At 63.1% G+C, this 21,637-nt stretch carries 20 protein-coding genes; 11 read left to right on the top strand and 9 right to left on the bottom strand.

Annotation, left to right across the window (positions count from 1 at the left end; genetic code table 11):
• Positions 1–13: 13 nt before the first annotated feature.
• Positions 14–1,141, bottom strand: coding sequence for an anhydro-N-acetylmuramic acid kinase (locus tag AB4Z53_RS14325; protein ID WP_441596392.1), 1,128 nt, complete (start codon positions 1,139–1,141; stop codon positions 14–16).
• 98 nt (positions 1,142–1,239) lie between these two features.
• Between AB4Z53_RS14325 and tyrS the strand changes: the two genes are divergently transcribed.
• On the top strand, positions 1,240–2,493 hold the full coding sequence (tyrS, locus tag AB4Z53_RS14320) for a tyrosine--tRNA ligase (RefSeq protein WP_113540015.1): 1,254 nt from the start codon (positions 1,240–1,242) through the stop codon (positions 2,491–2,493).
• 51 nt (positions 2,494–2,544) lie between these two features.
• Here tyrS and AB4Z53_RS14315 read toward each other — a convergent pair whose 3' ends face one another.
• Positions 2,545–5,937 carry a YhdP family protein gene (locus tag AB4Z53_RS14315; RefSeq protein WP_441596391.1) on the bottom strand — a complete coding sequence of 1,131 codons (3,393 nt, stop codon included), beginning with the start codon at positions 5,935–5,937 and terminating at the stop codon, positions 2,545–2,547.
• Positions 5,938–6,352: 415 nt separating this feature from the next.
• On the opposite strand from AB4Z53_RS14315, the gene AB4Z53_RS14310 reads away from it, so the two are divergent.
• The 5 genes from AB4Z53_RS14310 to AB4Z53_RS14290 all read left to right on the top strand — a co-directional run bounded on the left by AB4Z53_RS14310 (position 6,353) and on the right by AB4Z53_RS14290 (position 11,228).
• A complete protein-coding gene (locus AB4Z53_RS14310) occupies positions 6,353–6,820 on the top strand; it encodes a peroxiredoxin (protein WP_441596390.1) in 468 nt (155 codons plus the stop codon).
• Between the two features lie 8 nt (positions 6,821–6,828).
• Positions 6,829–7,656 (top strand): ferritin-like domain-containing protein, encoded by an 828-nt coding sequence (locus AB4Z53_RS14305; protein ID WP_113540018.1) that lies wholly within the window; start codon positions 6,829–6,831, stop codon positions 7,654–7,656.
• A gap of 103 nt (positions 7,657–7,759) precedes the next feature.
• Positions 7,760–9,091, top strand: coding sequence for a M23 family metallopeptidase (locus tag AB4Z53_RS14300; protein ID WP_441596389.1), 1,332 nt, complete (start codon positions 7,760–7,762; stop codon positions 9,089–9,091).
• A gap of 200 nt (positions 9,092–9,291) precedes the next feature.
• Positions 9,292–10,800 (top strand): DEAD/DEAH box helicase, encoded by a 1,509-nt coding sequence (locus tag AB4Z53_RS14295; protein WP_291154908.1) that lies wholly within the window; start codon positions 9,292–9,294, stop codon positions 10,798–10,800.
• An 8-nt stretch (positions 10,801–10,808) separates the two neighbouring features.
• On the top strand, positions 10,809–11,228 hold the full coding sequence (locus AB4Z53_RS14290; protein WP_441596388.1) for an NUDIX domain-containing protein: 420 nt from the start codon (positions 10,809–10,811) through the stop codon (positions 11,226–11,228).
• Between the two features lie 109 nt (positions 11,229–11,337).
• On the opposite strand, the gene AB4Z53_RS14285 is transcribed toward AB4Z53_RS14290, so the two are convergent.
• The 7 genes from AB4Z53_RS14285 to AB4Z53_RS14255 form a co-directional block, all read right to left on the bottom strand.
• The gene (locus AB4Z53_RS14285; RefSeq protein ID WP_113540022.1) at positions 11,338–11,655 is read right to left on the bottom strand and encodes a TfoX/Sxy family protein; all 318 of its coding nucleotides are present in this window, start codon (positions 11,653–11,655) and stop codon (positions 11,338–11,340) included.
• A 4-nt stretch (positions 11,656–11,659) separates the two neighbouring features.
• A complete protein-coding gene (locus tag AB4Z53_RS14280; RefSeq protein ID WP_441596387.1) occupies positions 11,660–13,276 on the bottom strand; it encodes an NTP transferase domain-containing protein in 1,617 nt (538 codons plus the stop codon).
• Entirely contained in the window at positions 13,273–13,980 is a 708-nt protein-coding gene (locus AB4Z53_RS14275) for an XdhC family protein (RefSeq protein WP_441596386.1), read from the bottom strand. The genes AB4Z53_RS14280 and AB4Z53_RS14275 overlap by 4 nt, the downstream gene beginning before the upstream one ends.
• 2 nt (positions 13,981–13,982) lie before the next feature.
• On the bottom strand, positions 13,983–14,315 hold the full coding sequence (locus tag AB4Z53_RS14270) for an XdhC family protein (protein ID WP_441596385.1): 333 nt from the start codon (positions 14,313–14,315) through the stop codon (positions 13,983–13,985).
• 26 nt (positions 14,316–14,341) lie between these two features.
• A complete protein-coding gene (locus AB4Z53_RS14265; RefSeq protein WP_441596384.1) occupies positions 14,342–15,598 on the bottom strand; it encodes a vWA domain-containing protein in 1,257 nt (418 codons plus the stop codon).
• 2 nt (positions 15,599–15,600) lie between these two features.
• Positions 15,601–16,530, bottom strand: coding sequence for an AAA family ATPase (locus AB4Z53_RS14260; protein ID WP_441596383.1), 930 nt, complete (start codon positions 16,528–16,530; stop codon positions 15,601–15,603).
• Positions 16,531–16,657: 127 nt separating this feature from the next.
• Entirely contained in the window at positions 16,658–17,107 is a 450-nt protein-coding gene (locus AB4Z53_RS14255; RefSeq protein ID WP_113540134.1) for a flavin reductase family protein, read from the bottom strand.
• A gap of 329 nt (positions 17,108–17,436) precedes the next feature.
• Between AB4Z53_RS14255 and AB4Z53_RS14250 the strand changes: the two genes are divergently transcribed.
• The 5 genes from AB4Z53_RS14250 (at position 17,437) to AB4Z53_RS14230 (ending at position 21,634) form a co-directional block, all read left to right on the top strand.
• Positions 17,437–18,525, top strand: coding sequence for a branched-chain amino acid ABC transporter substrate-binding protein (locus AB4Z53_RS14250; protein WP_441596382.1), 1,089 nt, complete (start codon positions 17,437–17,439; stop codon positions 18,523–18,525).
• Positions 18,522–19,529, top strand: a complete 1,008-nt coding sequence (locus AB4Z53_RS14245) for a P1 family peptidase (protein ID WP_441596381.1) — start codon at positions 18,522–18,524, stop codon at positions 19,527–19,529. Before AB4Z53_RS14250 ends, AB4Z53_RS14245 begins: the two co-directional genes overlap by 4 nt.
• A gap of 133 nt (positions 19,530–19,662) precedes the next feature.
• A complete protein-coding gene (gene rpe / locus AB4Z53_RS14240; RefSeq protein ID WP_291157146.1) occupies positions 19,663–20,340 on the top strand; it encodes a ribulose-phosphate 3-epimerase in 678 nt (225 codons plus the stop codon).
• Positions 20,337–21,080, top strand: a complete 744-nt coding sequence (locus AB4Z53_RS14235; protein WP_441596380.1) for a DUF2259 domain-containing protein — start codon at positions 20,337–20,339, stop codon at positions 21,078–21,080. Before rpe ends, AB4Z53_RS14235 begins: the two co-directional genes overlap by 4 nt.
• Complete coding sequence (locus AB4Z53_RS14230) at positions 21,077–21,634, top strand: hypothetical protein (RefSeq protein WP_441596379.1); 558 nt, start codon at positions 21,077–21,079, stop codon at positions 21,632–21,634. Before AB4Z53_RS14235 ends, AB4Z53_RS14230 begins: the two co-directional genes overlap by 4 nt.
• Positions 21,635–21,637: the final 3 nt, after the last annotated feature.

Here is a 21,637-nt window from a genome sequence, read left to right as displayed (position 1 = left end):
CGTTTCGGGCCTTTCAGCGAGCACGTCTGGCAGCTTGTTTTCCGCCCGTGACAGGCTGACGGACCCCCGTCGTGCCTGGATAGGTGAGAGGTAACCCCCTCAAGGAGCGCACTGCGAGGTAAGCCCAGGCCTCGGCCTCCATGGAATCGCCGTTGAAGCCGGCATCCTCCGCCGGTAGCACCACGGCGCCCGTCTCCTTCGCCAGCGCCGCGAGGTCGCGCATGATCACCGGGTTGAGGCGGCCCCCGCCGCAAACGATGTAGGTGGACGGTCGCTGCGGCAAATGCCCGGCGGATTTGAGAATGGCTGCTGCCGTTACATGGGCAAGCGTACGGGCGCCGTCGGCCAGGCCGGCGTCGCTTCCCGACGGCGGCGCGAAATCGTTTCTGTCGAGCGAGCGGCGTTGCTTGGCGGTGAAGAAAGGACTGGCGAGGTAACGTGATGCGAGATCGGGCAGAACGGTGCCTTCGCTCGCGATCATGCCGCCCTGGTCGTAGGGAATGCCGGCATGTGCCTCGACCCATTGATCGATCAGCGTGTTGCCGGGGCCGCTGTCATAGGCAACCAGCGTCTCCCCAGTGCCGATGAAGGTCAGGTTGGAAATACCGCCGATATTGACGAAGACGACTGGCGCCGCAAGCCCGGCCGCGCTCCGCGCCAGAGCAGCGTGGTAGGCCGGGATCAGTGGCGCGCCCTGCCCGCCATGCACCATGTCGTTGGCTCGCATATCGTAGACGACGTCGATGCCGGTTTCGTTGGCAAGCAGCGCGCCGTCGCCGATCTGCACGGTCAGGGCTTCGTCGGGGCGATGCAGTACGGTTTGCCCGTGAAAGCCGATCACATCGATATCAGCCGGCTTCAGGCTGTTATGCTGCAGGAAGGCCTTGACCGCTTCGGCATGACGTAGCGTCAGGTCGCGCTCGAGCTCCGACAGCGCTCCGGGCCTTTGGTCCCGCTGCGTGATGGTCTTCGCCTCGTCCAATCCCTGTTTCAGCCGGTCGCGGAAGCGGGCGTCATAGGCATAGCCGGCAGAGGGGCCGCGCTCGACGATCGCGTCGCCGTCGGTCCTCAGCAAAGCGACATCGATGCCGTCCATGCTGGTGCCGCTCATCAGGCCGATTGCCGTTCTTGTCTGTGTCATGCCGTCAATATTTCCAGAATCACTTTTGAAGTGATTATGCGCGGAAACAGTGCTAAACGCCCGTTCGTTCAAAAACTTCCCCGCAAGAGAGACAGATCATGTCCGGTTTCAAGTCCGATTTCCTTCACACCCTCAGCGAGCGTGGCTTCATCCACCAGATCTCCGACGAGTCGGGCCTGGATGAACTGTTCCGCAAGGAAACCGTGACGGCCTATATCGGCTTCGATCCAACGGCACCGAGCCTTCATGCCGGCGGTCTCATTCAGATCATGATGCTGCACTGGATGCAGGCGACAGGCCATCAGCCGATCTCGCTGATGGGCGGCGGCACCGGCATGGTCGGTGATCCCTCCTTCAAGGATGAAGCGCGGCAATTGATGACGCCGGCGACGATCGAAGCCAACATCGCCAGCATCAAGACGGTCTTTTCCAACTACCTTACCTATGGCGAAGGCCCGAAGGACGCGTTGATGATCAACAACGCCGACTGGCTGCTCGGTATCAACTACCTCGAATTCCTGCGCGACGTCGGCCGCCACTTCTCGGTCAACCGCATGCTGTCCTTCGACAGCGTCAAGACGCGGCTTGATCGCGAGCAGTCACTGTCGTTCCTCGAATTCAACTACATGATCCTCCAGGCCTACGACTTCGTGGAGTTGCACAAGCGCACCGGCTGCCGCTTGCAGATGGGCGGCTCGGACCAGTGGGGCAACATCATCAACGGCATCGACCTCGGCCACCGCATGGGCACCGAGCAGCTTTACGCGCTGACCTCGCCGCTTTTGACGACGTCGTCGGGCGCCAAGATGGGCAAGTCGGTCAACGGCGCTATCTGGCTGAACCCGGACATGCTGTCGGCCTATGACTTCTGGCAGTACTGGAGAAATACCGAGGACGCCGACGTTACCCGCTTCCTGAAGCTCTACACGACGCTGCCGATGGCGGAGATCGAGCGTCTCTCGAAGCTTGGCGGCTCGGAGATCAACGAGGTCAAGAAGATCCTCGCAACGGAAATCACCGCCATGCTGCACGGCCGCCCGGCGGCCGAGCAGGCGGCGGAGACGGCGCGCAAGACCTTCGAGGAAGGTGCGCTTGCCGACGACTTGCCTTCGGTCGAAATTCCGACCGCAGATCTCGAAGCCGGCCTTGGCCTGCTGACGTTGATCGTGCGCGCCGGCCTTGCCGCTTCCAATGGCGAAGCCCGTCGTCACGTCCAGGGCGGTGCCATCAGGATCAACGATGAGGCCGTCAGCGACGAGCGCCGGCTGATCGGTACCGGCGACGTGACCGCCGACAATGTCGTCAAGCTGTCGCTCGGCAAGAAGAAGCACATTCTGGTGCGCCCGGCCTAAAGTCGGCGCATCAAACAACGATCGACAGGCCGGCCTTAGCGCCGGCCTTTTTCATTGGAATTCGAAGATGCTGCGGAAGACGCCCGGCGCGATGATCGACAAGGGGTTGATCGTCAGCTTCGGCTGGTTGAAGGGGCCGTTGAGCTTGAAGGTGATGCCGAGCAGGCCACGGTCACGACCATTGCCCAGCAATGCGCCGATCAATGGCAGTTCGCCGAAAATGCGGTTCAGGCCGTAGGCCGGCATGAAGGTGCCGGTCATGTCCATGATGCCGTTGCCGTCGCGTACAGTCCCCTGGAAAGTCGCGCCGACATCGGTCCCGCGGAGCACGCCGCCATCGACGCGGATCGCACCGCGGTCGAGCGCAAGCTGCGCGAAGCCGCGCTCGAAGCGGGCCGAACTCACGTCGATGTCGCGGCGGACGGCCTGGTTGAGGCTTCGTCCATCGGCGCCCGTTGGCGTCGACACCATCGATTGGAGCCGCTGTTCGCCGACCAGTTGGAACTTGCGGATATCGACGCTGCCCCGCCAGGAGCGCCCACCTCGGTCGCGCAGCTTGAGATTGAGCAGGCCGCCGCGCATGTTCTGGTAGATATCGGCAAAGCGCGCCAGCGCGCCGGCATCGCCTGTCGTCAGTTCCAGCGTGTTGTCGGCACCGGCCTTGGCGATCCGGGCAACGAGCGCTTGACCGCTGCCGGTGACGGCAGAAAGGTTGACGTCCTCGATCTGGCTTCCACGTTCCGCATAGACAAGGTTCACGTTCGACAGGGATTCGCCGTTGAAGCCGGTAATGCGATCGAGCTGGGCCTTCACGGTGATATCGTCACTGCCGCCCTGGTTCTGGTCGCTTCCCGCCTTTATCTGCGCGAGGATCGGCCTGATGTCTGCAGCCGCGCCGGTGAGCTTGGCCGTATAGCCGCCCTTGCCGCGATCGACTGAAACCTTGAAGTCGTCACCTTGTGCCAGACGGACATTATTGAGATCGGCGGATACGAGGCCGCTATTGTCCACCTGCAGATTGCCGCGCGCGCCGAAACCGTCGCCAGCAACGGCGAAATCGCTGATTGTGGCCAAATCGCCGTCCATGCTCGACGTGAACTGCGCCTCGGCCGGAATTCCGACACCCTTGCTCCAGCCGATCCAGGGCAGCGACAATGCCGCCTTGGTAAGGCCGACCTTCACCTTCTGCTTGCCGGTCTCATCGATGGCGACGTCGACCGTGATCGGTCCGGAGATGATCTTGGAGGGACCCGACGTGATTTTTTGCCAGACACCGTCTTCCAGTGTGCCCGAGATATGGCGCGAGCGCTTCACGGTCGAACCCGCATCGACCGGCTCGGTCAGTGCGACCTTGACCTTTGCGCCTTCGATTTTCGCATCGGCGTCCAGCACCGCCTGCTGATTGTCGACGCGGAACGTCCCCACCAGATCGGTCACAGGGCGCCCTTCGAGCGCCTTGTTGACGCTGACCTTGTCGAGCTGCATTTCCACCTGGTAGAGCGGCTTCGGTGGCTTCTGGTCGGAGATCAGGCCGAAGCGTGCACCGACGACAGCCGTCAGGGGGCCACTGAAATCCTCCGGCGACAATTTCGTTTTCTGCAGCGCCTGGATCGGTTTGTAGCTGACGAGCTCGGCGATCGCATCAGCCTCGCCACCCACCTCGATCTTCATTTCCGCCATTAGCGGCTTGGTGTAGACATCGGGAAGGATGAAGTCGCCGCCATTGAGCGCCACGGATCGTCCCGACGGAAAATAGGCAGTGCCCCGCCCAACGTCGACTGTCATGCGCTGTCCGCTCAGCTTGAACTTGCCGGACGTGTCGCGCAACGGCGGTATCTCGCCCGTTATGTTGATGCGCGTGTCGTCGATGTCGAAGTTGATGTTGAGCTCCTGCTCGTTGAGCTTCAACTCCCCCTCATTGTTGGCAATCCGACCCTCGGCAACCGACACTTCGATGCGGGCGTTGGTGACGATGCCGCCGAAGAGGTTGCCGATCGCCCAGCGGCGGGCGCCCTTGGCGAGCCACCACGGCCACAACTGCTTGACGGCCCTCGCCTCCATGCGATCGCTGACGGCGGCAAAGCTGATCTGTGGCGAGGTCTTGCCGAAGGCGACTGAAAGTGAACCGTACATCGAGCCGAGCGGACTCGAGACTGCGAGTTGATCGAAGATCAGCCGGTGGGTGTCCGATGTGAACCGGCCGCTCGCCTTGGCATCGAAGATCAGCGGCTGCTCTGTGACGTCCTCCGGGGCCGAACTGGCGTTCTTCAGGAGAAGATCGATCGCGAACCCTTTTTCCGTGGCGCCCGAGAGCTTGTCGAGGTCGATGATCGCGCCGGTGAACGGAAAGGTCGAACGGCCGATCTTGACGGCCGACGGCAGGATCTCGACCGAGGAGCGCTCGAAATCATAGGCGATGTCCATCTGTGATGGATTGAGCGTCGAGATGAGGCCGCCGGCATGGAACGCACCCTTGGAGGTGCGCACCGCCACGCGCAGATCCGGCTTTGCTTCGCCCGCGGCCCGCGTCGCCTTCAGTGTCAGCCCTGCCGTTGCGTCGATGCCGAACGCCTGCTCAGCACCGGACTTGCCGTGATAGAAGAACGGCGCAAGCGGCAGGTTGGTGATCGCTGCCTCAAAACCCGTGACGTGCCCCTTCTGCCCGAGCGCGTCGGCGGTGAGATCGACCTCGACGCCATCGACGGAGGCGCTGCCTTTCACGCTCATGGAGCCGCTGGCATCGCGGTTGAATTCGAGCGCGGAGGCGACGACGGGAACGACGCGGTTGCGGGAGCCGACGACGGAAAAACTGAAATCGGAGAGCGTTACGGTCTGGTTGCCGCGTCCGGCCGCCATCTGCGACATGCGGTCGACATGGGAAAACAGGGCTTCAAGGGCCTGGCCGACATCGGCGATGCGGATCTTGGTGAGATCGAGCGGTTCGCCTCGAGGAAGGAGCCCGGTATCGAAATCGCCGCCTTCCGCTTCGAGCCGCGAAACGGCGATGTGACCGGTCAGCAGCGCCAGCGGTTCGAGCGCGATCGAGATCGAGCGCAGCTTCGCAACGGGCTGCCCGGATGTCGCCTCGCTGAGCTCCACTTCGCGCGCCTTGAGCGCAATTGCGCCGCTTGCCGTCATGCGGACAACCGTGCTGCCGACATCGGCGTGATAGGCGTTTCCGAGCGCCGAATTGAGGGCGGCCCGCGCACGCGCGTTCAGCGTGCTGTCCATCATGCCGCTTTCGATCACGGTCACGAGGATCGCCCCTAGGATGAGGGCGAGCAGCGATATGGAAAGGGCAATCTTGGCACAGAGGCGCAGGGGCGCGCTCTTGCGTGGTGCGTGCACGATAATAGGATCGTGTGCCTGCGCCGAAGGCAACGCATGCAACGCGACGATGTCTTTCTTGCGAAAGCCGACTTTTTCGCCGCGGATATCACTCATCAGCGCGGACGTCCTCCGTTCGATACGAGCCCTTCGCCGCGTCCTACTTGTCAGTCGTTGCGGGCGGCGGTTTCTCGTTTCTTGTAGACCACATGTCGCCGTGCAGAGTCACCATGAGACGCGGGACCATGCTGTGGACAGCCACCACCTGCAACCGGAATCGCGCTAAGCGAACGACTGCAACGTTTCGTAGCGGCGCGTGCCGTCCGAAACCTGTCGAATCTAGCACAAATGCGCTGGACGGCGGTCGACGAATTTCGATATGCCCTACAGCGCCGCGCGCCTTCCAAGGTGCGCAAAAGTCGCTGTAGAACTTTGAGTTATTGCATGTTTTACCCTTTACTCGGCGACGACCAAGGGAGACGTGCAATAGCGTCGGATTGTCTGGAAAACTTGGCCGAAGGAAGGTTTAATCATGGCAAGACCCGTTCCCCGAGATGTCGCTCCCGACTTCACGCTGCCGCGCGATGGCGGCGGCACGATTTCGCTGTCCGCGTTTCGCGGCCGACCCGTAGTGCTGTTCTTCTACCCGAAGGACGATACGCAGGCCTGCACGCTGGAGGCGATCTCGTTCTCCGAGCTTGCCGAAGAGTTTGCGGCAGCCGGCATCACGCTGATCGGCCTTTCGCCTGATTCGGTGAAAAAGCACGATCGCTTCGCCAAGAAGCACAACCTCACGGTGACACTCGCCGCCGACGAGGAAAAGGCGGTGGTGACCGCGTATGGCGTCTGGGTCGAGAAGATGATGTATGGCCGCAAATACATGGGCGTCGAACGCAGCACCTTCCTGATCGGCGCCGACGGCGTCGTTGTCAGGGTCTGGGAAAAGGTGAAGGTTGACGGTCACGCCCAGGAGGTCTTGGCCGCCGCAAAGGCCCTCTGAGGAACCCCATGACCGAATTGCCCGTGTTTCACAGCCTGCGGGGCGGAGCCGTGGAAGCGATTCGCGCCGCGGACCTCGAGATCAAGACGGCGCTTGCGCAGGAAGCGGCAAGACGCTGGCAGCGCCGCGCCCTGTCGCTGCGCTCGCCGCTCGACAGGCCCGTGCCAGTCCGCCCCGGGCGGCCGGACAAGCCGGTGCTGACACCGCCGACACAGGTGAAGCGGCGGTCGCTCGGGTCCCTCAAGGGACGCATCGCCTTGCTGCACTCGATTGCCCATATCGAGCTGAACGCCGTCGATCTGGCGCTCGATATCGTCGCCCGCTTTGCGACCGAGCCGGTGCCGAATTCTTTCTTCGACGGCTGGATGCGTGTCGCCTTCGAGGAGGCCAAGCATTTCCGTATGGTTCGCCAGCGGCTGAACGATCTTGGCGCCGACTATGGCGACTTGCCCGCCCATGACGGGCTCTGGCAAGCGGCGCATGATACCCGCAACAACCTGACGGCGCGGCTTGCCGTGGTGCCGCTCATTCTCGAAGCGCGCGGCCTCGACGTGACGCCGGCGCTGCAGGCCAAGATGCGCGAAACCGGCGACTTCGAGAGCGCGGCCGTGCTGGATGTGATCTACGAAGACGAGAAAGGCCATGTTGCCGTCGGTGCCAAATGGTTTCGCTTTCTCTGTGCCCGTGAGAAGAAGGATCCCGCAGCGACCTTCCAGGCGCTCGTGCGTGCCAACTTTCGTGGACCGCTGAAGGCGCCGTTCAACGATATTGCCCGCGCCGAGGCCGGGCTGACACCGTCCTTCTACCGCTCGATGACGGCCTCTACCAACCGATAGCCGCGTCACGCTCCTGCAATCATCCTTACCAATTGTTAACCCTAACGAAGTGTAATGATCCGCAGGTGATGCGAGGCAACGCGCACATGGCGGGAGAGAACGGGTGTCTGGACGTTCGGCAAATCGTGCCTTCGGAAAACGTAAGGAAAATCACGTTCTGATACTGGCAAGTGGCGACAAGGTCCGCCACATGACGGTACGTCCCTGGATGGCGGCAATGGCGGTATCCTTTGCCGGCGTCTGCAGCATCGGCTATCTCGCCGCCACATCCTATCTGGTCCTGCGCGACGATCTCATCGGCGGCACGATCGCCCGCCAGGCGCGCATGCAGCACGAATACGAGGATCGAATCACGGCGCTGAGGGCGCAGGTCGATCGCGTCACCAGCCGGCAACTCCTCGACCAGCAGGTGGTGGAAGAAAAGGTCGAGAAACTGCTGCGCCAACAGATGGCGCTGACCTCGCGCAACGGAAAGCTTGGAGCTCTGGTCGAAAGGGCCGAGAGCTCGGGCCTGACGACGGAAAGCAATGAACCCCAGATCATCGAACCGCTTGCCTATGAGAAGCGAGCTGACGCCAGCAGCGGCGGCGTAAAGGCGATCGAGAAACTGATGGGGCTGAACGCGGCCTCGGTCACCGGTACCGTCCGCCCCGCTCCCCTCGCCTACGCTGCGCCCGACGCGGCCGAATCGACATCTGATCGCGCCGATCGGATCTTTTCCAAAGTGACACTGTCGCTGAAGGACGTCGAACTCGAACAGATGACGCGCCTGAAACAACTGACCGACGGCGCGGCAAAGACATCGTATGCGATTCGCTCGATCGTCGGCCGGACCGGCGTCGACCTGCCGGTCGGCGACGTCGCCGAAATGGTCCCCGCTGCGACCTCGGACGCCGCCGACAGCGCCATCGGCGGCCCTTTCGTCGAGCCGGCAACCGATGACGAATTCGGCCGCTCGCTGGCCGCTCTGGACACGGCTCTTCTGGAGCTGGAGCAGACACGAGCGCAGGTCCGCACGTTGCCCTTCGGCAACCCCTCTCCGGCGAGCGATATCACCAGTGACTTCGGCAACCGCCTCGATCCTTTCCTCGGTCGACTGGCGCTGCACGCCGGCATCGACTTCCGTGCGACGGTCGGCACGCGTATCCGCGCGGCCGCACCTGGTACCGTGACGAATGCCGGCCTGACCGGCGGTTACGGAAACATGGTCGAGATCGACCACGGCAACGGCGTGTCGAGCCGATACGCCCACCTCTCCGCCGTCCTGGTGAAGGTCGGCGACCAGGTGAAGGAAGGCGAAGTCATCGCCAAGTCCGGCAATACGGGCCGTTCCACCGGGCCGCACCTGCACTATGAAGTCCGCCTGAACGGCGAAGCGGTGGATCCCATGCGGTTCATCGATGCCAGCCGGAAGCTCGCCTCCTACATGAATTGACGGTCATTTGAACCGTCCGCGGGTCTTGCGCGGCTTGACAAGAAATGCGACAGATTCGCCACTATTTACCTTTTGCTGCTTCAACGTGCTGGATTTCTTGACTTTCAGCGACGTTCAGCTTATGAGCGCGGCCACGTGCTCGTGCGTTTTCCATCGATCGATCAGTGTTCTATTGAACCGGAACGGAAACAGATTTCCCTTTGACCAATTTTGCTGACCTTGGCCTGAGCCAAAAAGTTCTCTCCGCTGTCACCGATGCGGGCTACACAACCCCGACCCCGATCCAGGCTGGCGCCATCCCGCCGGCGCTGCAGCGTCGTGACATTCTGGGTATTGCCCAGACGGGTACGGGCAAGACGGCTTCGTTCGTGCTGCCGATGCTGACGCTGCTCGAAAAGGGCCGCGCACGCGCACGTATGCCGCGCACGCTGATCCTGGAGCCGACGCGCGAGCTTGCCGCCCAGGTCGCAGAGAACTTCGACAAGTACGGCAAGAACCACAAGCTCAACATCGCGCTTCTGATCGGTGGCGTTTCGTTCGATGAGCAGGATCGCAAGCTCGAGCGTGGCGCCGACGTGCTGATCTGCACGCCCGGCCGTCTGCTCGATCACTTCGAGCGCGGCAAGCTCTTGATGACCGGCGTCGAGATCCTCGTCATCGATGAAGCCGACCGCATGCTCGACATGGGCTTCATTCCCGATATCGAGCGTATCGCCAAGATGATCCCGTTCACGCGCCAGACGCTGTTCTTCTCGGCGACCATGCCGCCGGAAATCCAGAAGCTCGCCGATCGCTTCCTGCAGAACCCGGAGCGCGTCGAAGTCGCCCGCCCGGCCTCCACGGCACAGACGGTGACGCAGCGCTTCGTTGCCGCGCACGCCAAGGATTACGAGAAGCGCGCCGTGCTGCGCGATCTGATTCGCGCCCAGGACGACCTGAAGAACGCGATCATCTTCTGCAATCGCAAGAAGGATGTCGCCGACCTTTTCCGGTCGCTTGACCGCCACGGTTTCTCCGTCGGCGCGCTGCATGGCGATATGGACCAGCGCTCGCGTATGACGATGTTGGCCAACTTCAAGGACAACAACATCACACTGCTCGTAGCATCCGATGTTGCTGCCCGCGGTCTCGATATCCCTGACGTCAGCCACGTCTTCAACTTCGACGTTCCGATTCATGCGGAAGACTACGTGCACCGTATCGGCCGTACCGGCCGTGCCGGTCGCTCCGGCGCCTCCTTCACGCTCGTGACGAAGCGCGACACGAAGTTCTCCGATGCCATCGAAAAGCTGATCGGCCAGAAGGTCGAATGGCTGAACGGCGACCTTTCCAATCTGCCTGAGCCGATGGAAAGCCACGATACCGGCCGCCGTGATCGCGGCCGCGATGGTCGCAAGGACCGGAAAAAAGATGGGGATCGTGCCTCGAAGGGCCGTTCCGATCATAAATCCGATACCGTGCGTGCCGATAGTGAGGCCGAAATTGAAACAGTCGCGGAAAGGGCGGAATCGGTGAAACCGGCACGCAGCGCAGAAAACAAGCAGGGACAGAACAACCGCGCCGATCGTCCGGTGCGCGCATCGAACCCGGCCAATGATGACAATCGCGACCGCCGCAACCGTCACCGCCGCGACTATGACGACGGCCCGACGCCCGTCGGCTTCGGCGACGAAATCCCTGCCTTCATGCTGATTGCCGGCAAGGCCTGATTAAACCTATGGGCCTGCCGGGCGTCGATTTTCCGGGCTTCGGCTGCGGGCTTGCGATCGTGCGCGATGGCAAGATCCTACTTTACAGGCGCGTGAACGCGCCCGAAGCCGAGCACTGGAACATCGTCGGCGGCAAGGTCGACCATATGGAACGCTCGGAAGCCGCTGCGCGGCGCGAGGCCGAAGAGGAAAGCGGCCTCCAGATCCGTTCGAGCGAATTCCTCTGCCTCAGCGAACAGGTGATCGAGGCCGACCGTCAGCACTGGATCTCGATGATCTACGTGTCCCGGGACTTTGCTGGCGAACCTGAACTTACGGAACCGCACAAGCTTTCTGCACTCGGGTGGTTCGATCTCGATGCCCTGCCCCAGCCGCTGTCACGCTTTGCGGCTGACGCGGTCGAAGCGCTGCGGAAGTTGGAGCACTAGGCGCGCGACTGGCGGCCGTGCGACTACACGCATCTGCGATCCTATTCCTTCGATCGACGACCAGTGATGCGGCCGACGCGGGTCGCATCCGCCGAGGTGGTCGATCGGGCTATTTTTTCGATCGCAACGCTGCCTCATAGGCAAGCCGCACCCAGCGCGCCATTTCGTCGGGATCGTCAAACGCATCGTCCGGGATGCTCCAATAGGGCATCTTTACCGGTTTGCCTTTGCCGTCATAGGCCCATTGCCTTGAGCCAGCCGCCTCGAAGGTCGGAGCCGTCTGCTCATCACCCTTCAAGAGGATTTCTCCGTCCACTTCGAGCGCGAAGATGATGCCCTGGCAATAGACACCCTTGCCGCCGAACATCCGCTTGATAGTCACCGGCCCCAGCGTCTCGAACATCTCTTCGATGGCAGCATTGTCCACGCGTTCATTCCTCCAGGATACCGCCCGCAGCGACGATCTGCTCGGGCGTGTCGAGATCGAGTCGTGCCGCCGAGCCAAGCTCGACGTCGATGACCGGCAGGCCGCATTTCTCGATGATGTGTCTTGCGCCGACGTCTCCAACCAATTGACGGACGGCGGAAAAGGTCTGTTGCGGCAGGATGACCGGATTGCCCCGTTGCCCCTCGGCGGTTGCCCGAATGACGGCGCGGCCGTTTTCGGCAGTAAAGCGATCAAGCAGCTTGCGTAGATCGCTGCCGGTAACGCCCGGCATATCGGCGAGCATCACCAAAATGCCGCCGGCCTGCTCACTGACTGCGGATAGCCCAGTGGTCAGTGACGACGCCATGCCGGACAGGTAATCCGGATTGGAGACCAGCTTCGCCGGCAGATCCTCCAGCGCGGCGCGGATATCGGCCTCGCGGTGGCCGGTGACCACGACCACCCTGCCGGGCGCCGCGGCAATTGCCGCTTCGACGCTGCGGCGGACCAGCGGCACGCCGTCAAAGGTTGCAAGCAACTTGTGTCCGCCGTCCGTGCCCATCCGGCTGGCACGGCCGGCGGCGAGAACCACAATCTCGACCGGTCCAGCCAGCAACGAAGTTGCTTTTTCACGTGGCTGCGGCCGGGTTGGGATTTCGCCCAGCAGGCCACCGACCCCCAGTCCGGTAATGTCGTCGAAGCTCGGCCACTCGCCGGCAAGGATACGATCAAGGATCCAGTCGAAGCCGTTTTCGCGCGGGCTGCGGGCACATCCCGGCGCGCCGATCACCGGGATCTCGCCGACACGGCCAAGAACAAGCAGATTGCCGGGATCGACGGGCATGCCGACATGGTCTACGACACCGCCCGCGCGACGGACGGCTGCGGGAATCACATCGTCCGGATCGGCGACCGCAGACGCTCCGAAGACCACCAGCAAGTCGTGATCCGCCTGCAGTTCATCGATTGCCGCAGCGACCGCGCCTTCCGTGTGCGCGACACGTCGCTCCGTCAGAAGCTCGCTTCCCGATTGCCGCAGGCGAGCCGTCAGGATGGCTTTCGTCTTGTCCATCACCTGCGGCTTCAGCGTTGGCAACTGAGTTGCTATTAGCGCCGCGCGGCGCGCGGAAAAGGGTTTCACTTCGAACGCAGCGTGGTCTCTCAGCAGATTCTGTGCTTCCTCGACGAACTGAGCAGACACTGCGAGTGGAATGATCTTGATGGTCGCCACCATGTCGCCGGCCTGCACGGGCACGTGGTCGGCAAGGCAAGCGAGCGTGATCGCCGGATCGATGCGGTTCAACCGATCGACAGTCCGACGGTTCGCGACGAAGAGACCGGCAACGCGAGAGTAGACGTTCACCCGCCCGGTTGCTGCCTGGGAGAAACGCAGGTGATCGGGTGCGATGGCCGCTGCAATGCGCGTTGCGGCCTCGTCTTCCATGAGGTCGCCGGGCTCCAGGCGGGCAACGACCACCTCCAGCGTGCCGCCGGCGATCAGGGCGGTGACATCGGTGGGCGAAAGCCGATGGCCTTTCGGCAGTCGGGCTTCATTCAGCTTGACCGAATGCGCCAGTATGGCGCCGTCCGAATCGCTTGTCTTGACCGGTCCGAACCTCACGCGATCGCTCCTTGGATCTGGCCGGTATCGCGGCGGCGGAGTGATTCGATGATCTCGGCGAGGATCGCGACGGCGATCTCTGCCGGACTTGCCGCCCCGATATCAAGGCCAATCGGTGCGCGAATGCGGGCGATGTCACCCTCGGAAACACCTGCCTGCCGCAACCGCTCGATCCGTGTCGCGTGGGTTTTCCGGCTGCCGAGCGCGCCGATGTAGAAACAGCCCGCCGAAAGCGCGGCGTGGATCGGTTCGTCGTCGATCTTCGGGTCATGGGTGACGGCGACGAGCGCGGTGAAGCGATCGAGCGCCCTTTCCTTCAAAGCATCCTCGGGCCATTCGGCGATAAGATCGACCCCGGCGAAGCGCTCCGGTGTTGCGAAGGCGGTGCGTGGATCGATGATCGTCATGTCGAAGCCGGCAACGGGAGCCAGTTTGGCCAGGGCCTGCGAAATATGAACGGCGCCGATGACGAGAATGCGCGGCGGCGGCAAATAGACATTGAGGAAGAAGAAGCCCTGCTCCGTTTCCACGATCCCGGCTCTACCGGATTGCAGGGCGCGTGCGACCGGCACGCGCCAGACGTCCGGACAGTCTTCGCCTTCAAGATAGACCTGGTTGCGGCCGCCGGCGAGAGCACTGAGAGTGACGGCGGCCCGACGCGCCGAGCGCGCCGCATTGAGTGCGACTAGAATCGTTCGTTCCATAGCTATCCTTCGACCCGTTCAACGAAGACGCGGATCCTGCCGCCGCAGGAAAGTCCCACGCGCCAGGCGGTTTCGTCTGCAACGCCGAAATCAAGGATCCGCGGCGTGCCTGATGCGATCACGTCCGCCGCTTCGGTAATGACGGCGCCTTCGACGCAGCCGCCGGAAACGGAGCCCTGAAAATTGCCATCGCCGTCGATCACCAGATGGCTGCCGACCGGGCGTGGGGCCGATCCCCAGGTCTCGATCACGGTGGCGATCGCCACCTTTCGCCCCTCCTTCATCCAGGTTTCGGCGATGTCGAGCGGATCCAGAACATTTGCAACTGCCAGCATGTCGCCACCACCCTCCCACCGGACGATTACCGTGAACCCAGGAACCGCCTCGGGTCCGCCTGCCGGGAGCCCTGCCCGGAAAGCGCCTTCACCAGTTCTCCAATCGATTCAAGATTGTGCACGGCCCGGAATTCGTCAACATGCGGCAGCATTGCTCTGACACCGCGCGCGCGGGCCTCGAAGCCGTCGAAGCGCAGCAGCGGATTGAGCCAGATCAGCCGGCGGCAGGACCGGTGCAGCCGGTCGATTTCGATCTCGAGGTCGCCCACGTCGTCACGCTCCAGCCCATCGGTGATCAGCAGCACGATCGCGCCCTGTCCGAGCACGCGCCGCGACCAGCGTCTGTTGAACTCATGCAGCGTTTCGCCAATGCGCGTACCGCCGGACCAGTCCTTGACCGCGGCCACACAGTCGTCGATCGCCGCATCCGGATCGCGATTGCGCAACTGTCGGGAGACATTGGTGAGCCGGGTGCCAAAGAGGAATGTGTGGACGCGCCGCCGTTCCTCGGTCAGCGCGTGCAGGAAATGCAGGAAGATGCGGGTGTACTGGCTCATCGAGCCGGAGATATCGGCAAGCACGACGAGCGGCGGATGCACCACACGCCGCTCCCGGAAGCGCGGCAGGATCAGTTCCCCGCCGAAGTGCATGGCGTCACGCATGGTGGCGCGCGGGTCGATGCGGATCTGCCTCTTCGATGGTCGGAAGCGGCGGGTGACGACGCGATCCATCGGCAGCGTCAGCGCGGCAAGGGCGCGCTTCGCCTCGGCGAGTTCGGCAGCGCTCATCTGCGCGAAATCGGCCCGTCGCAGCAATTCGCGGCCCGAAACCGTGAAGCGTGCGTCGATATCGATCTCGGGTTCCTCGCGTGCGGGACGATCTGCCTCGTGCCCGGACAGCAGCGCGTCGCTGACGCGTGTCTCGCCGGCCCGGCGTTGCTGTCGCTCACTCTCGCGCTCCGGCGCCAGCGGCGACATCATCGCGATCATCTTTTCAACGAGACCGCGCGACCGCCAGAACAGACGGAAAGCTTCGTCGAAAACCGGCTGGTCCTCGTGGCGCTTGACGAAGACGCATTGCAGTGCCGCGTAAAACGCGTCCCGCCCGCCGATCCCGATCAGCGCGACCGCATCGATGGCATCGGCGATGGCGCCAGGTCCGATCTTGATGCCGGCGCGACGCAGGGCGCGTGCGAAAAGGACGATGTTGTCGGCAAGGCGCCCGTCACCTTCGCCTGCCGGCGGGAGAATGGCACTATCGCTGTGCTCGCCCCGCTTCTCCATCTTCAACCCGCCGCCAGCAGTTCCGCCTTGACTTCGGCGAGCAGCTTGCGCCCCTCGGCGCCCTCGATCCTGGCGATGTCGTCCTGATACTTGAGCAATGTTCCGAGCGTGTCGGCGATCGTTTCCGGATCGAGCGCCAGCCGGTCGAGCTCCGTCAGCGCCGTTGCCCAGTCGATCGTCTCGGCAACGCCCGGGTTCTTGAAAAGATCGATCGTTCGCAGCCGCTGCACATAGGCGATAACTTCGCGCGACAGCATCGCGTTGCAGCCGGGAACCTTGCGGCGGATGATTTCCAGCTCCTGCGCCGCCTTCGGGTAATCGACCCAATGATAGAGACAGCGGCGCTTGAGCGCGTCGTGGATCTCGCGGGTGCGGTTCGTGGTGATGATCACGATCGGCGGTTCGTCCGCCCGGATCGTACCAAGTTCCGGAATGGTCACCTGGAAATCGGACAAAACTTCGAGCAGGAATGCCTCGAAGGCTTCATCTGTCCGGTCGAGCTCGTCGATCAGAAAGACGGGTGCACGACCGGCGCTGGACGAAATTGCCTGTAGAACAGGACGGCGGATCAGGAAACGTTCGGAGAAGATGTCGCTTTCGACCCGTTTCCGATCGATCTTGCCTGCCGCTTCCGAAAGCCGGATTTCCAGCATCTGCGCCGGATAGTTCCATTCGTAGACGGCAGAGGCGACGTCGAGACCTTCATAGCACTGCAGCCGGATCAGCGGCCGATCGAGCGCCTTGGCAAGAACCTTGGCGATCTCGGTCTTGCCGACGCCTGCCTCGCCCTCGAGAAAAAGCGGACGTTTCATCCGGAGCGCCAGGAACAGCACCGTCGCCAACGCCGTGCCTGCGAGGTAGTCATGCGCCGTGAGCAGCGCCATCGTCTCCTCGATGGACTGCGGCAGGCCAGTCGTCGCCTGTGTCGCCATGTCTCCTCCGCCACGGCTCGAATCGATCGTTTTGATATTGGCATGCGAATGAATTCGATCAGCCAAATCAAAGGCTTACGGAAATCTTCTCATGTTCGCTGGAACACGCGATCTCACCACGTAAAACTTATAGCGAGTGGTATCCGCGGTCCACATAAATGAGCGGCGGTCGCGCCGGTCCGAGGGAGACGTCGACGACCTCGCCGAAGAGCACCAGGTGCGTGGCAATCGTCTTCACCTCGATAAGACGGCAATCGAACGAGGCGATGGCGTTGGTGAGGATCGGAGAGCCCGTCGTCAGTTTAGTCCACTGGCCAAGGGCAAAGCGCAGATCCATGTCGAGTTGATCGCGACCGGAAAAGGCGTGCGCCATCGCGCGATGCTCGTCGCCCAGCAGATTGAGCGCGAAACTGTCGCTGCGCGTGAAGATCTCGTTGCGTGGATTGGCGCCGTTCAGACAGGCCAGAACCGTCGGCGGACTATCGGATACGGAACAGGATGCCGTCACGGTGACACCACGCCGTTCGGTACCGTCGGCCACGGTGATGATCTGCACGTGACCGGCCAGGCGACTCATGGCGTCGCGGTAACTGATGGGGTCCAGCCGGGTCTTGTTCAACACTTCTTTCTCCGAGCGAAGTCAGTCACATACATAGACAGTACCGGGAAATATGAAACCCGCTGCGAGGAGAATCTTGCAGTTCTGCGACATGGCCGCGACGCGGATCGTGCCATCTGCGCCAGAACGCACATCTTTTCCTTTGACGCCGCGGGGCACATCCTTAAAACATGCGGCCACTACCGTGCCGCGCGCCCGTCGCATTCGGCAACGGATCAGACAATGTTTGGGCTCGCCGCAGGTTCGGATCGCACCCGATCCGGAACAAGCGGCAGCGGAGAAAGTGAATGCTTCGATCGATCGTCGCCAGCCTTGTCGTGGCCGGACTGGTACAGGCCGCACCCGCCGCGGCAGCCGGCATCAAGGTGGCCGTCGTCGCCCCGGTCGAGGGCCCGTTTGCAATTCTCGGCAAGCAGATCATCGATGGCGCCGCATTCCAGGCCGGCGACCGCGGCAGCGAGATCGTCGTCATTCCGGAGACCTGCAGTGCCGCCGGCAACGAAGCGCTGACGAAGGCGCTGCTTGCGGCCGGCGCGGAGGCGGCGATCGGCTTCCTCTGCACCGAAAGTCTGGACGCGACACTTCCGGCGCTTGCCGAGGCAGGCATTCCCGCCATTACGCTGAGCGTGCGCTCCGATATCCTGATGGAGGATGCGCTGAAGAAGAAGTGGCCGCTCTTCCGGCTTGCGCCCAGCGGTAACGCCGAGGCCGCGGGCATTGTCGACACGATCGTTCAGCGTTGGAAGGACAAGCCGATCGCATTGATCGATGATGGAACCATCCACAGCCGGGAACTGGTCGAGAGCGTGCGTTCAGCTCTTGGCGAGATCGGCCTGACACCGGTCTTCACCGATACCTATCGACCTGCCCAGGAGCAGCAGGTCAGCCTGGTGCGGCGACTGGTGAAGAGTGGCGCAACGCATATCTTTACCGGCGGCGATCGACAGGACACGGCGGTCATTGCGCGCGATGCCCAAGGCGAAGGTGCGAGCCTCACGCTTCTCGGCGGCGATGCGCTCAATGCTGCCGATCTCACTGTGCCGCTCGCCGATGGCGTTTTGGCGGTCACCCTGCCCGAGGCATCACAGTCGCCCGAGGGCAAGCCGGTTGCGGACGCCTTGCGCGCCGCGGGAACCGAGCCGGATGGTTACGTTCTGTCGGCCTTTGCCGCCGTCTCGATGCTCGAGCAGGCCAAGGACCAGGCGGAGAAGGACGACAAGCCCCTTCTCGATGCCTTCGCCAAGGGACCCTACCCTACGGTGCTCGGCCCCATCGCCTTCAACGCGCAGCACGAGCGTGCCGACAATCCCTATCGCCTGATGCAGTGGCAAGGCGGCCGCTTCGTGCCGGCGCCTGCCGAAGGAACCGCCCAATGATGCGCACCGGACCGCTGAACCTGATTACCGACGTTGCGGGCCTGACCGTCGGCAATGCCGAGGATCACCGGCTGAAATCCGGCGTCACTGCCATCGTCTGCGATCCGCCGGCAACGGCTGCGGTTCAGGTGCTGGGTGGCGCGCCCGGTACGCGCGAAACCGATCTGCTCGATCCGCACAACACGGTACAGACGGTCGACGGCCTGGTGCTTTCCGGCGGTTCGGCCTTTGGGCTCGATGCTGCATCCGGTGCCCAGGCGGCGCTCAGGGAAATGGGCCGCGGCTTTGCCGTTGGTCCGCACCGGATTCCGATCGTGCCCACCGCCATCCTGTTCGACCTCATCAATGGCGGTGACAAGGACTGGGGACGCTACCCGCCCTATCGCGAACTCGGCTTCGAGGCGGTTCGCCGCGCCGGCCCGTCGTTTACGACGGGAACCGCAGGTGCCGGCACCGGCGCCTTGACCGCCACCTTCAAGGGCGGCCTCGGCTCGGCATCGACCGTTTTGCCAAGCGGCATCACCATAGGTGCGCTGGTCGCCGTCAACGCGCTCGGTTCGGCGACCGTTGGCGATGGCCGGCATTTCTGGTCGGCACCCTTCGAACTGAATGGCGAACTCGGTGCCCTCGGCCTGCCGCATCCCCTGCCTGCCGACGCTGCCGATCTCCGGATCAAGTTTCGCGGCCGGCAGTCTGCGGCTGCGAACACGACGATCGCGGTGATCGCGACGGATGCGGTGTTGACCAAGGCCGAGGCGAAGCGCCTGGCGATCGCTGCCCATGACGGTTTTTCCCGTGGGCTCTGGCCGGCGCACACCCCGCTCGACGGCGATCTGATCTTCGCGCTTGCTACCGGCGCCAGCGGCAGGACCCCGACGGTGGAGGATTTCATCGACCTTGGCGCCGTGGCAGCGTCGACCATGGCACGGGCCATCGCCCGGGGCGTTCACGATGCGACGCCTGCGGAAAACGACCTCATGCGCTCCTGGTCCGAAGGCGCCTGACGCAGCTTTGATCGCCGGCATGTTGTTTGCCGGCCTCGGCGGTGCTATTGCCGCGGAAAATGAGAGCATATCGCGCAAAAATGCTGAGCGGTTTTGCGATAGCGACATGCAAAGTATCTAGCCGGAGCGCGCCATGAGCCACCCCATTCGCATTGCCCCGTCGATCCTGGCGGCCGATTTCTCCAAGCTCGGACAGGAAGTCCGCGACGTCGTCGATGCCGGCGCCGACTGGATCCATCTCGACGTCATGGACGGTCATTTCGTGCCGAACATCACCTTCGGCCCCGATGTGATCAAGTCGCTGCGCCGCTACACGGACGCGACCTTCGATTGCCACCTGATGATTTCGCCGGCGGATCCGTTCCTCGAAGCCTTCGCCAAGGCGGGCTGCGATATCCTGACCGTGCATGCGGAAGCCGGTCCGCACCTTCACCGTTCGCTGCAGACCATCCGGTCGCTCGGCAAGAAGGCCGGCGTTTCGCTCAACCCGGCAACCCCGGAAAGCGCCATCGAATACGTGCTCGATGAGGTCGATCTCATCCTGGTCATGACCGTGAACCCGGGCTTTGGTGGGCAGAAGTTCATCGATGCCACGGCTGAGAAGATCCGCCGCATCAAGGCGATGATCGGCGATCGTCCGATCGAGATCGAAGTCGATGGCGGCATTGCGCCCGACACGGCCGCCGTTGCCAGCGGCGCCGGCGCCAACGTGCTCGTCGCCGGTTCGGCGATCTTCAAGGGCGGCTCCGTCGAAGCCTATCGGGCGGCGATCGCAGCGATCCGCACGCCGGCCGAGAAGGCCTATCGATGAAGGCACGCGCGGCACTACCCGGCGTGCTTTTCCTGGCTGCCGCGGCAGCCGCATCGCCAACCTTTGCCGGCGACTATGCCGCGCTCCAGCCGATCGGCTTTTCGGCCGACGGCAATGTCTTCGCCTTCGAGGAATACGGTGTTCAGGATGGCTCCGGCTTTCCGTATTCGACGATCTACGTGATCGATACGCGCGACGACAGTTTCCTTCCCGGCGCGCCCGTGCGGGCCGTCGGCCGCGAGGATGGCAGCCCGCTCTCTAAGCCGCGCCACGAGGCACGCCGCCGCGCCGCGCCGCTGATCGACGCCTATCGCCTGGCCGATGCGCCCGGGCTGCTTGCCGCCTTCAATCCGATCACTGAGGCGAACGCCAAGCCGCTGGCGCTGACCTACGACTCCTTTGCCGCCGCCGAAGGGTTTCGCGAAACCTATTCGGTGACTCTCGAAGAGAAAACATTCGAGCCGGAAGGCATCTGCAAGGACTTCCTCAAGGAGGTCAAAGGCTTTCGTCTGTCGATGACGATGAAGGCCGGGAAGCCGGTGACAGACGTGTTGCAGGACGATAGCCGCATACCGGAGAGCCGCCGCTGCCCGACCGGTTATCAGGTCGGCGGTGCCATCACCCACCGGAATGACGATGGCTCAGAAACCCATGTCATCATGGTTCTCGTCAAGTCGCTCGGCTTCGAAGGCACGACCGATGGGCGCTGGATCGCGATCCCCACCCGGATCGCGAAATGAACGACACGGCGGCCGGCGTCAAGGCGAAGGCACATCCGGCGCTGGAAGGTGCCCCGCCTCGAAGCCGGCTCGCCCGATCCATCCCGACGATGCGCGAGCTTGTCGTCGGTGCGCCGCTCTGGGGTGGCGCAATGGCGCTTTCGGCCTGGTATAGCCTCTGGCTCCGCGAACGTGCACTCACGTTTCATCTCGCCGAACTGCTTTTGATCTTCGGCTTCGGCGCGCTTCTGGCGTGGCCGCCATCGCTGTTCCTGGCGCGCTTTGCGGCGCTCGGGCGTCGGCCCGAGACGCGTCTTGCGGCCTACCTCTTTTTTCTGTCGCTCGGCACCGTCGCGATGACCGCGGTGCTTTATGCGCTCGACTACCGACAGTTCTACGCCCAATGGCACGCACCCATCGGCACACGGACGTGGTTCTTCCAGTTCACCTTCACCTCGCTCGTCGCGTTCTATCAGTTCCTGGCTCTCGGTCTTCGCCTCTATCTGCCGGTTGGCGGTGTTATACTGGTCGGCGTCAGCCTGTGGCTGGCACGCGGCCGACGCCAATGGCGTTGAGCT

Origin of the sequence: Ensifer sp. 2TAB8, from assembly GCF_052115125.1 — a bacterium.
Taxonomy (GTDB): domain Bacteria; phylum Pseudomonadota; class Alphaproteobacteria; order Rhizobiales; family Rhizobiaceae; genus Ensifer.
The sequence above is the reverse complement of the archived record's forward strand: the minus strand, read 5'-3'. Positions and strand labels throughout refer to the sequence as shown.

Excerpts from the sequence above, each read along its gene's own strand:
- AB4Z53_RS14315 (WP_441596391.1), bottom strand. The coding sequence starts at position 5,937 with ATGAGTGATATCCGCGGCGAAAAAGTCGGCTTTCGCAAGAAAGACATC.
- AB4Z53_RS14245 (WP_441596381.1), top strand. The coding sequence starts at position 18,522 with ATGATGCGCACCGGACCGCTGAACCTGATTACCGACGTTGCGGGCCTG.
- AB4Z53_RS14250 (WP_441596382.1), top strand. The coding sequence starts at position 17,437 with ATGCTTCGATCGATCGTCGCCAGCCTTGTCGTGGCCGGACTGGTACAG.
- tyrS (WP_113540015.1), top strand. The coding sequence starts at position 1,240 with ATGTCCGGTTTCAAGTCCGATTTCCTTCACACCCTCAGCGAGCGTGGC.
- AB4Z53_RS14325 (WP_441596392.1), bottom strand. The coding sequence starts at position 1,141 with ATGACACAGACAAGAACGGCAATCGGCCTGATGAGCGGCACCAGCATG.
- AB4Z53_RS14235 (WP_441596380.1), top strand. The coding sequence starts at position 20,337 with ATGAAGGCACGCGCGGCACTACCCGGCGTGCTTTTCCTGGCTGCCGCG.
- AB4Z53_RS14230 (WP_441596379.1), top strand. The coding sequence starts at position 21,077 with ATGAACGACACGGCGGCCGGCGTCAAGGCGAAGGCACATCCGGCGCTG.
- AB4Z53_RS14270 (WP_441596385.1), bottom strand. The coding sequence starts at position 14,315 with ATGCTGGCAGTTGCAAATGTTCTGGATCCGCTCGACATCGCCGAAACC.
- AB4Z53_RS14290 (WP_441596388.1), top strand. The coding sequence starts at position 10,809 with ATGGGCCTGCCGGGCGTCGATTTTCCGGGCTTCGGCTGCGGGCTTGCG.
- rpe (WP_291157146.1), top strand. The coding sequence starts at position 19,663 with ATGAGCCACCCCATTCGCATTGCCCCGTCGATCCTGGCGGCCGATTTC.
- AB4Z53_RS14255 (WP_113540134.1), bottom strand. The coding sequence starts at position 17,107 with ATGAGTCGCCTGGCCGGTCACGTGCAGATCATCACCGTGGCCGACGGT.
- AB4Z53_RS14265 (WP_441596384.1), bottom strand. The coding sequence starts at position 15,598 with ATGGAGAAGCGGGGCGAGCACAGCGATAGTGCCATTCTCCCGCCGGCA.
- AB4Z53_RS14275 (WP_441596386.1), bottom strand. The coding sequence starts at position 13,980 with ATGGAACGAACGATTCTAGTCGCACTCAATGCGGCGCGCTCGGCGCGT.
- AB4Z53_RS14260 (WP_441596383.1), bottom strand. The coding sequence starts at position 16,530 with ATGGCGACACAGGCGACGACTGGCCTGCCGCAGTCCATCGAGGAGACG.
- AB4Z53_RS14310 (WP_441596390.1), top strand. The coding sequence starts at position 6,353 with ATGGCAAGACCCGTTCCCCGAGATGTCGCTCCCGACTTCACGCTGCCG.
- AB4Z53_RS14305 (WP_113540018.1), top strand. The coding sequence starts at position 6,829 with ATGACCGAATTGCCCGTGTTTCACAGCCTGCGGGGCGGAGCCGTGGAA.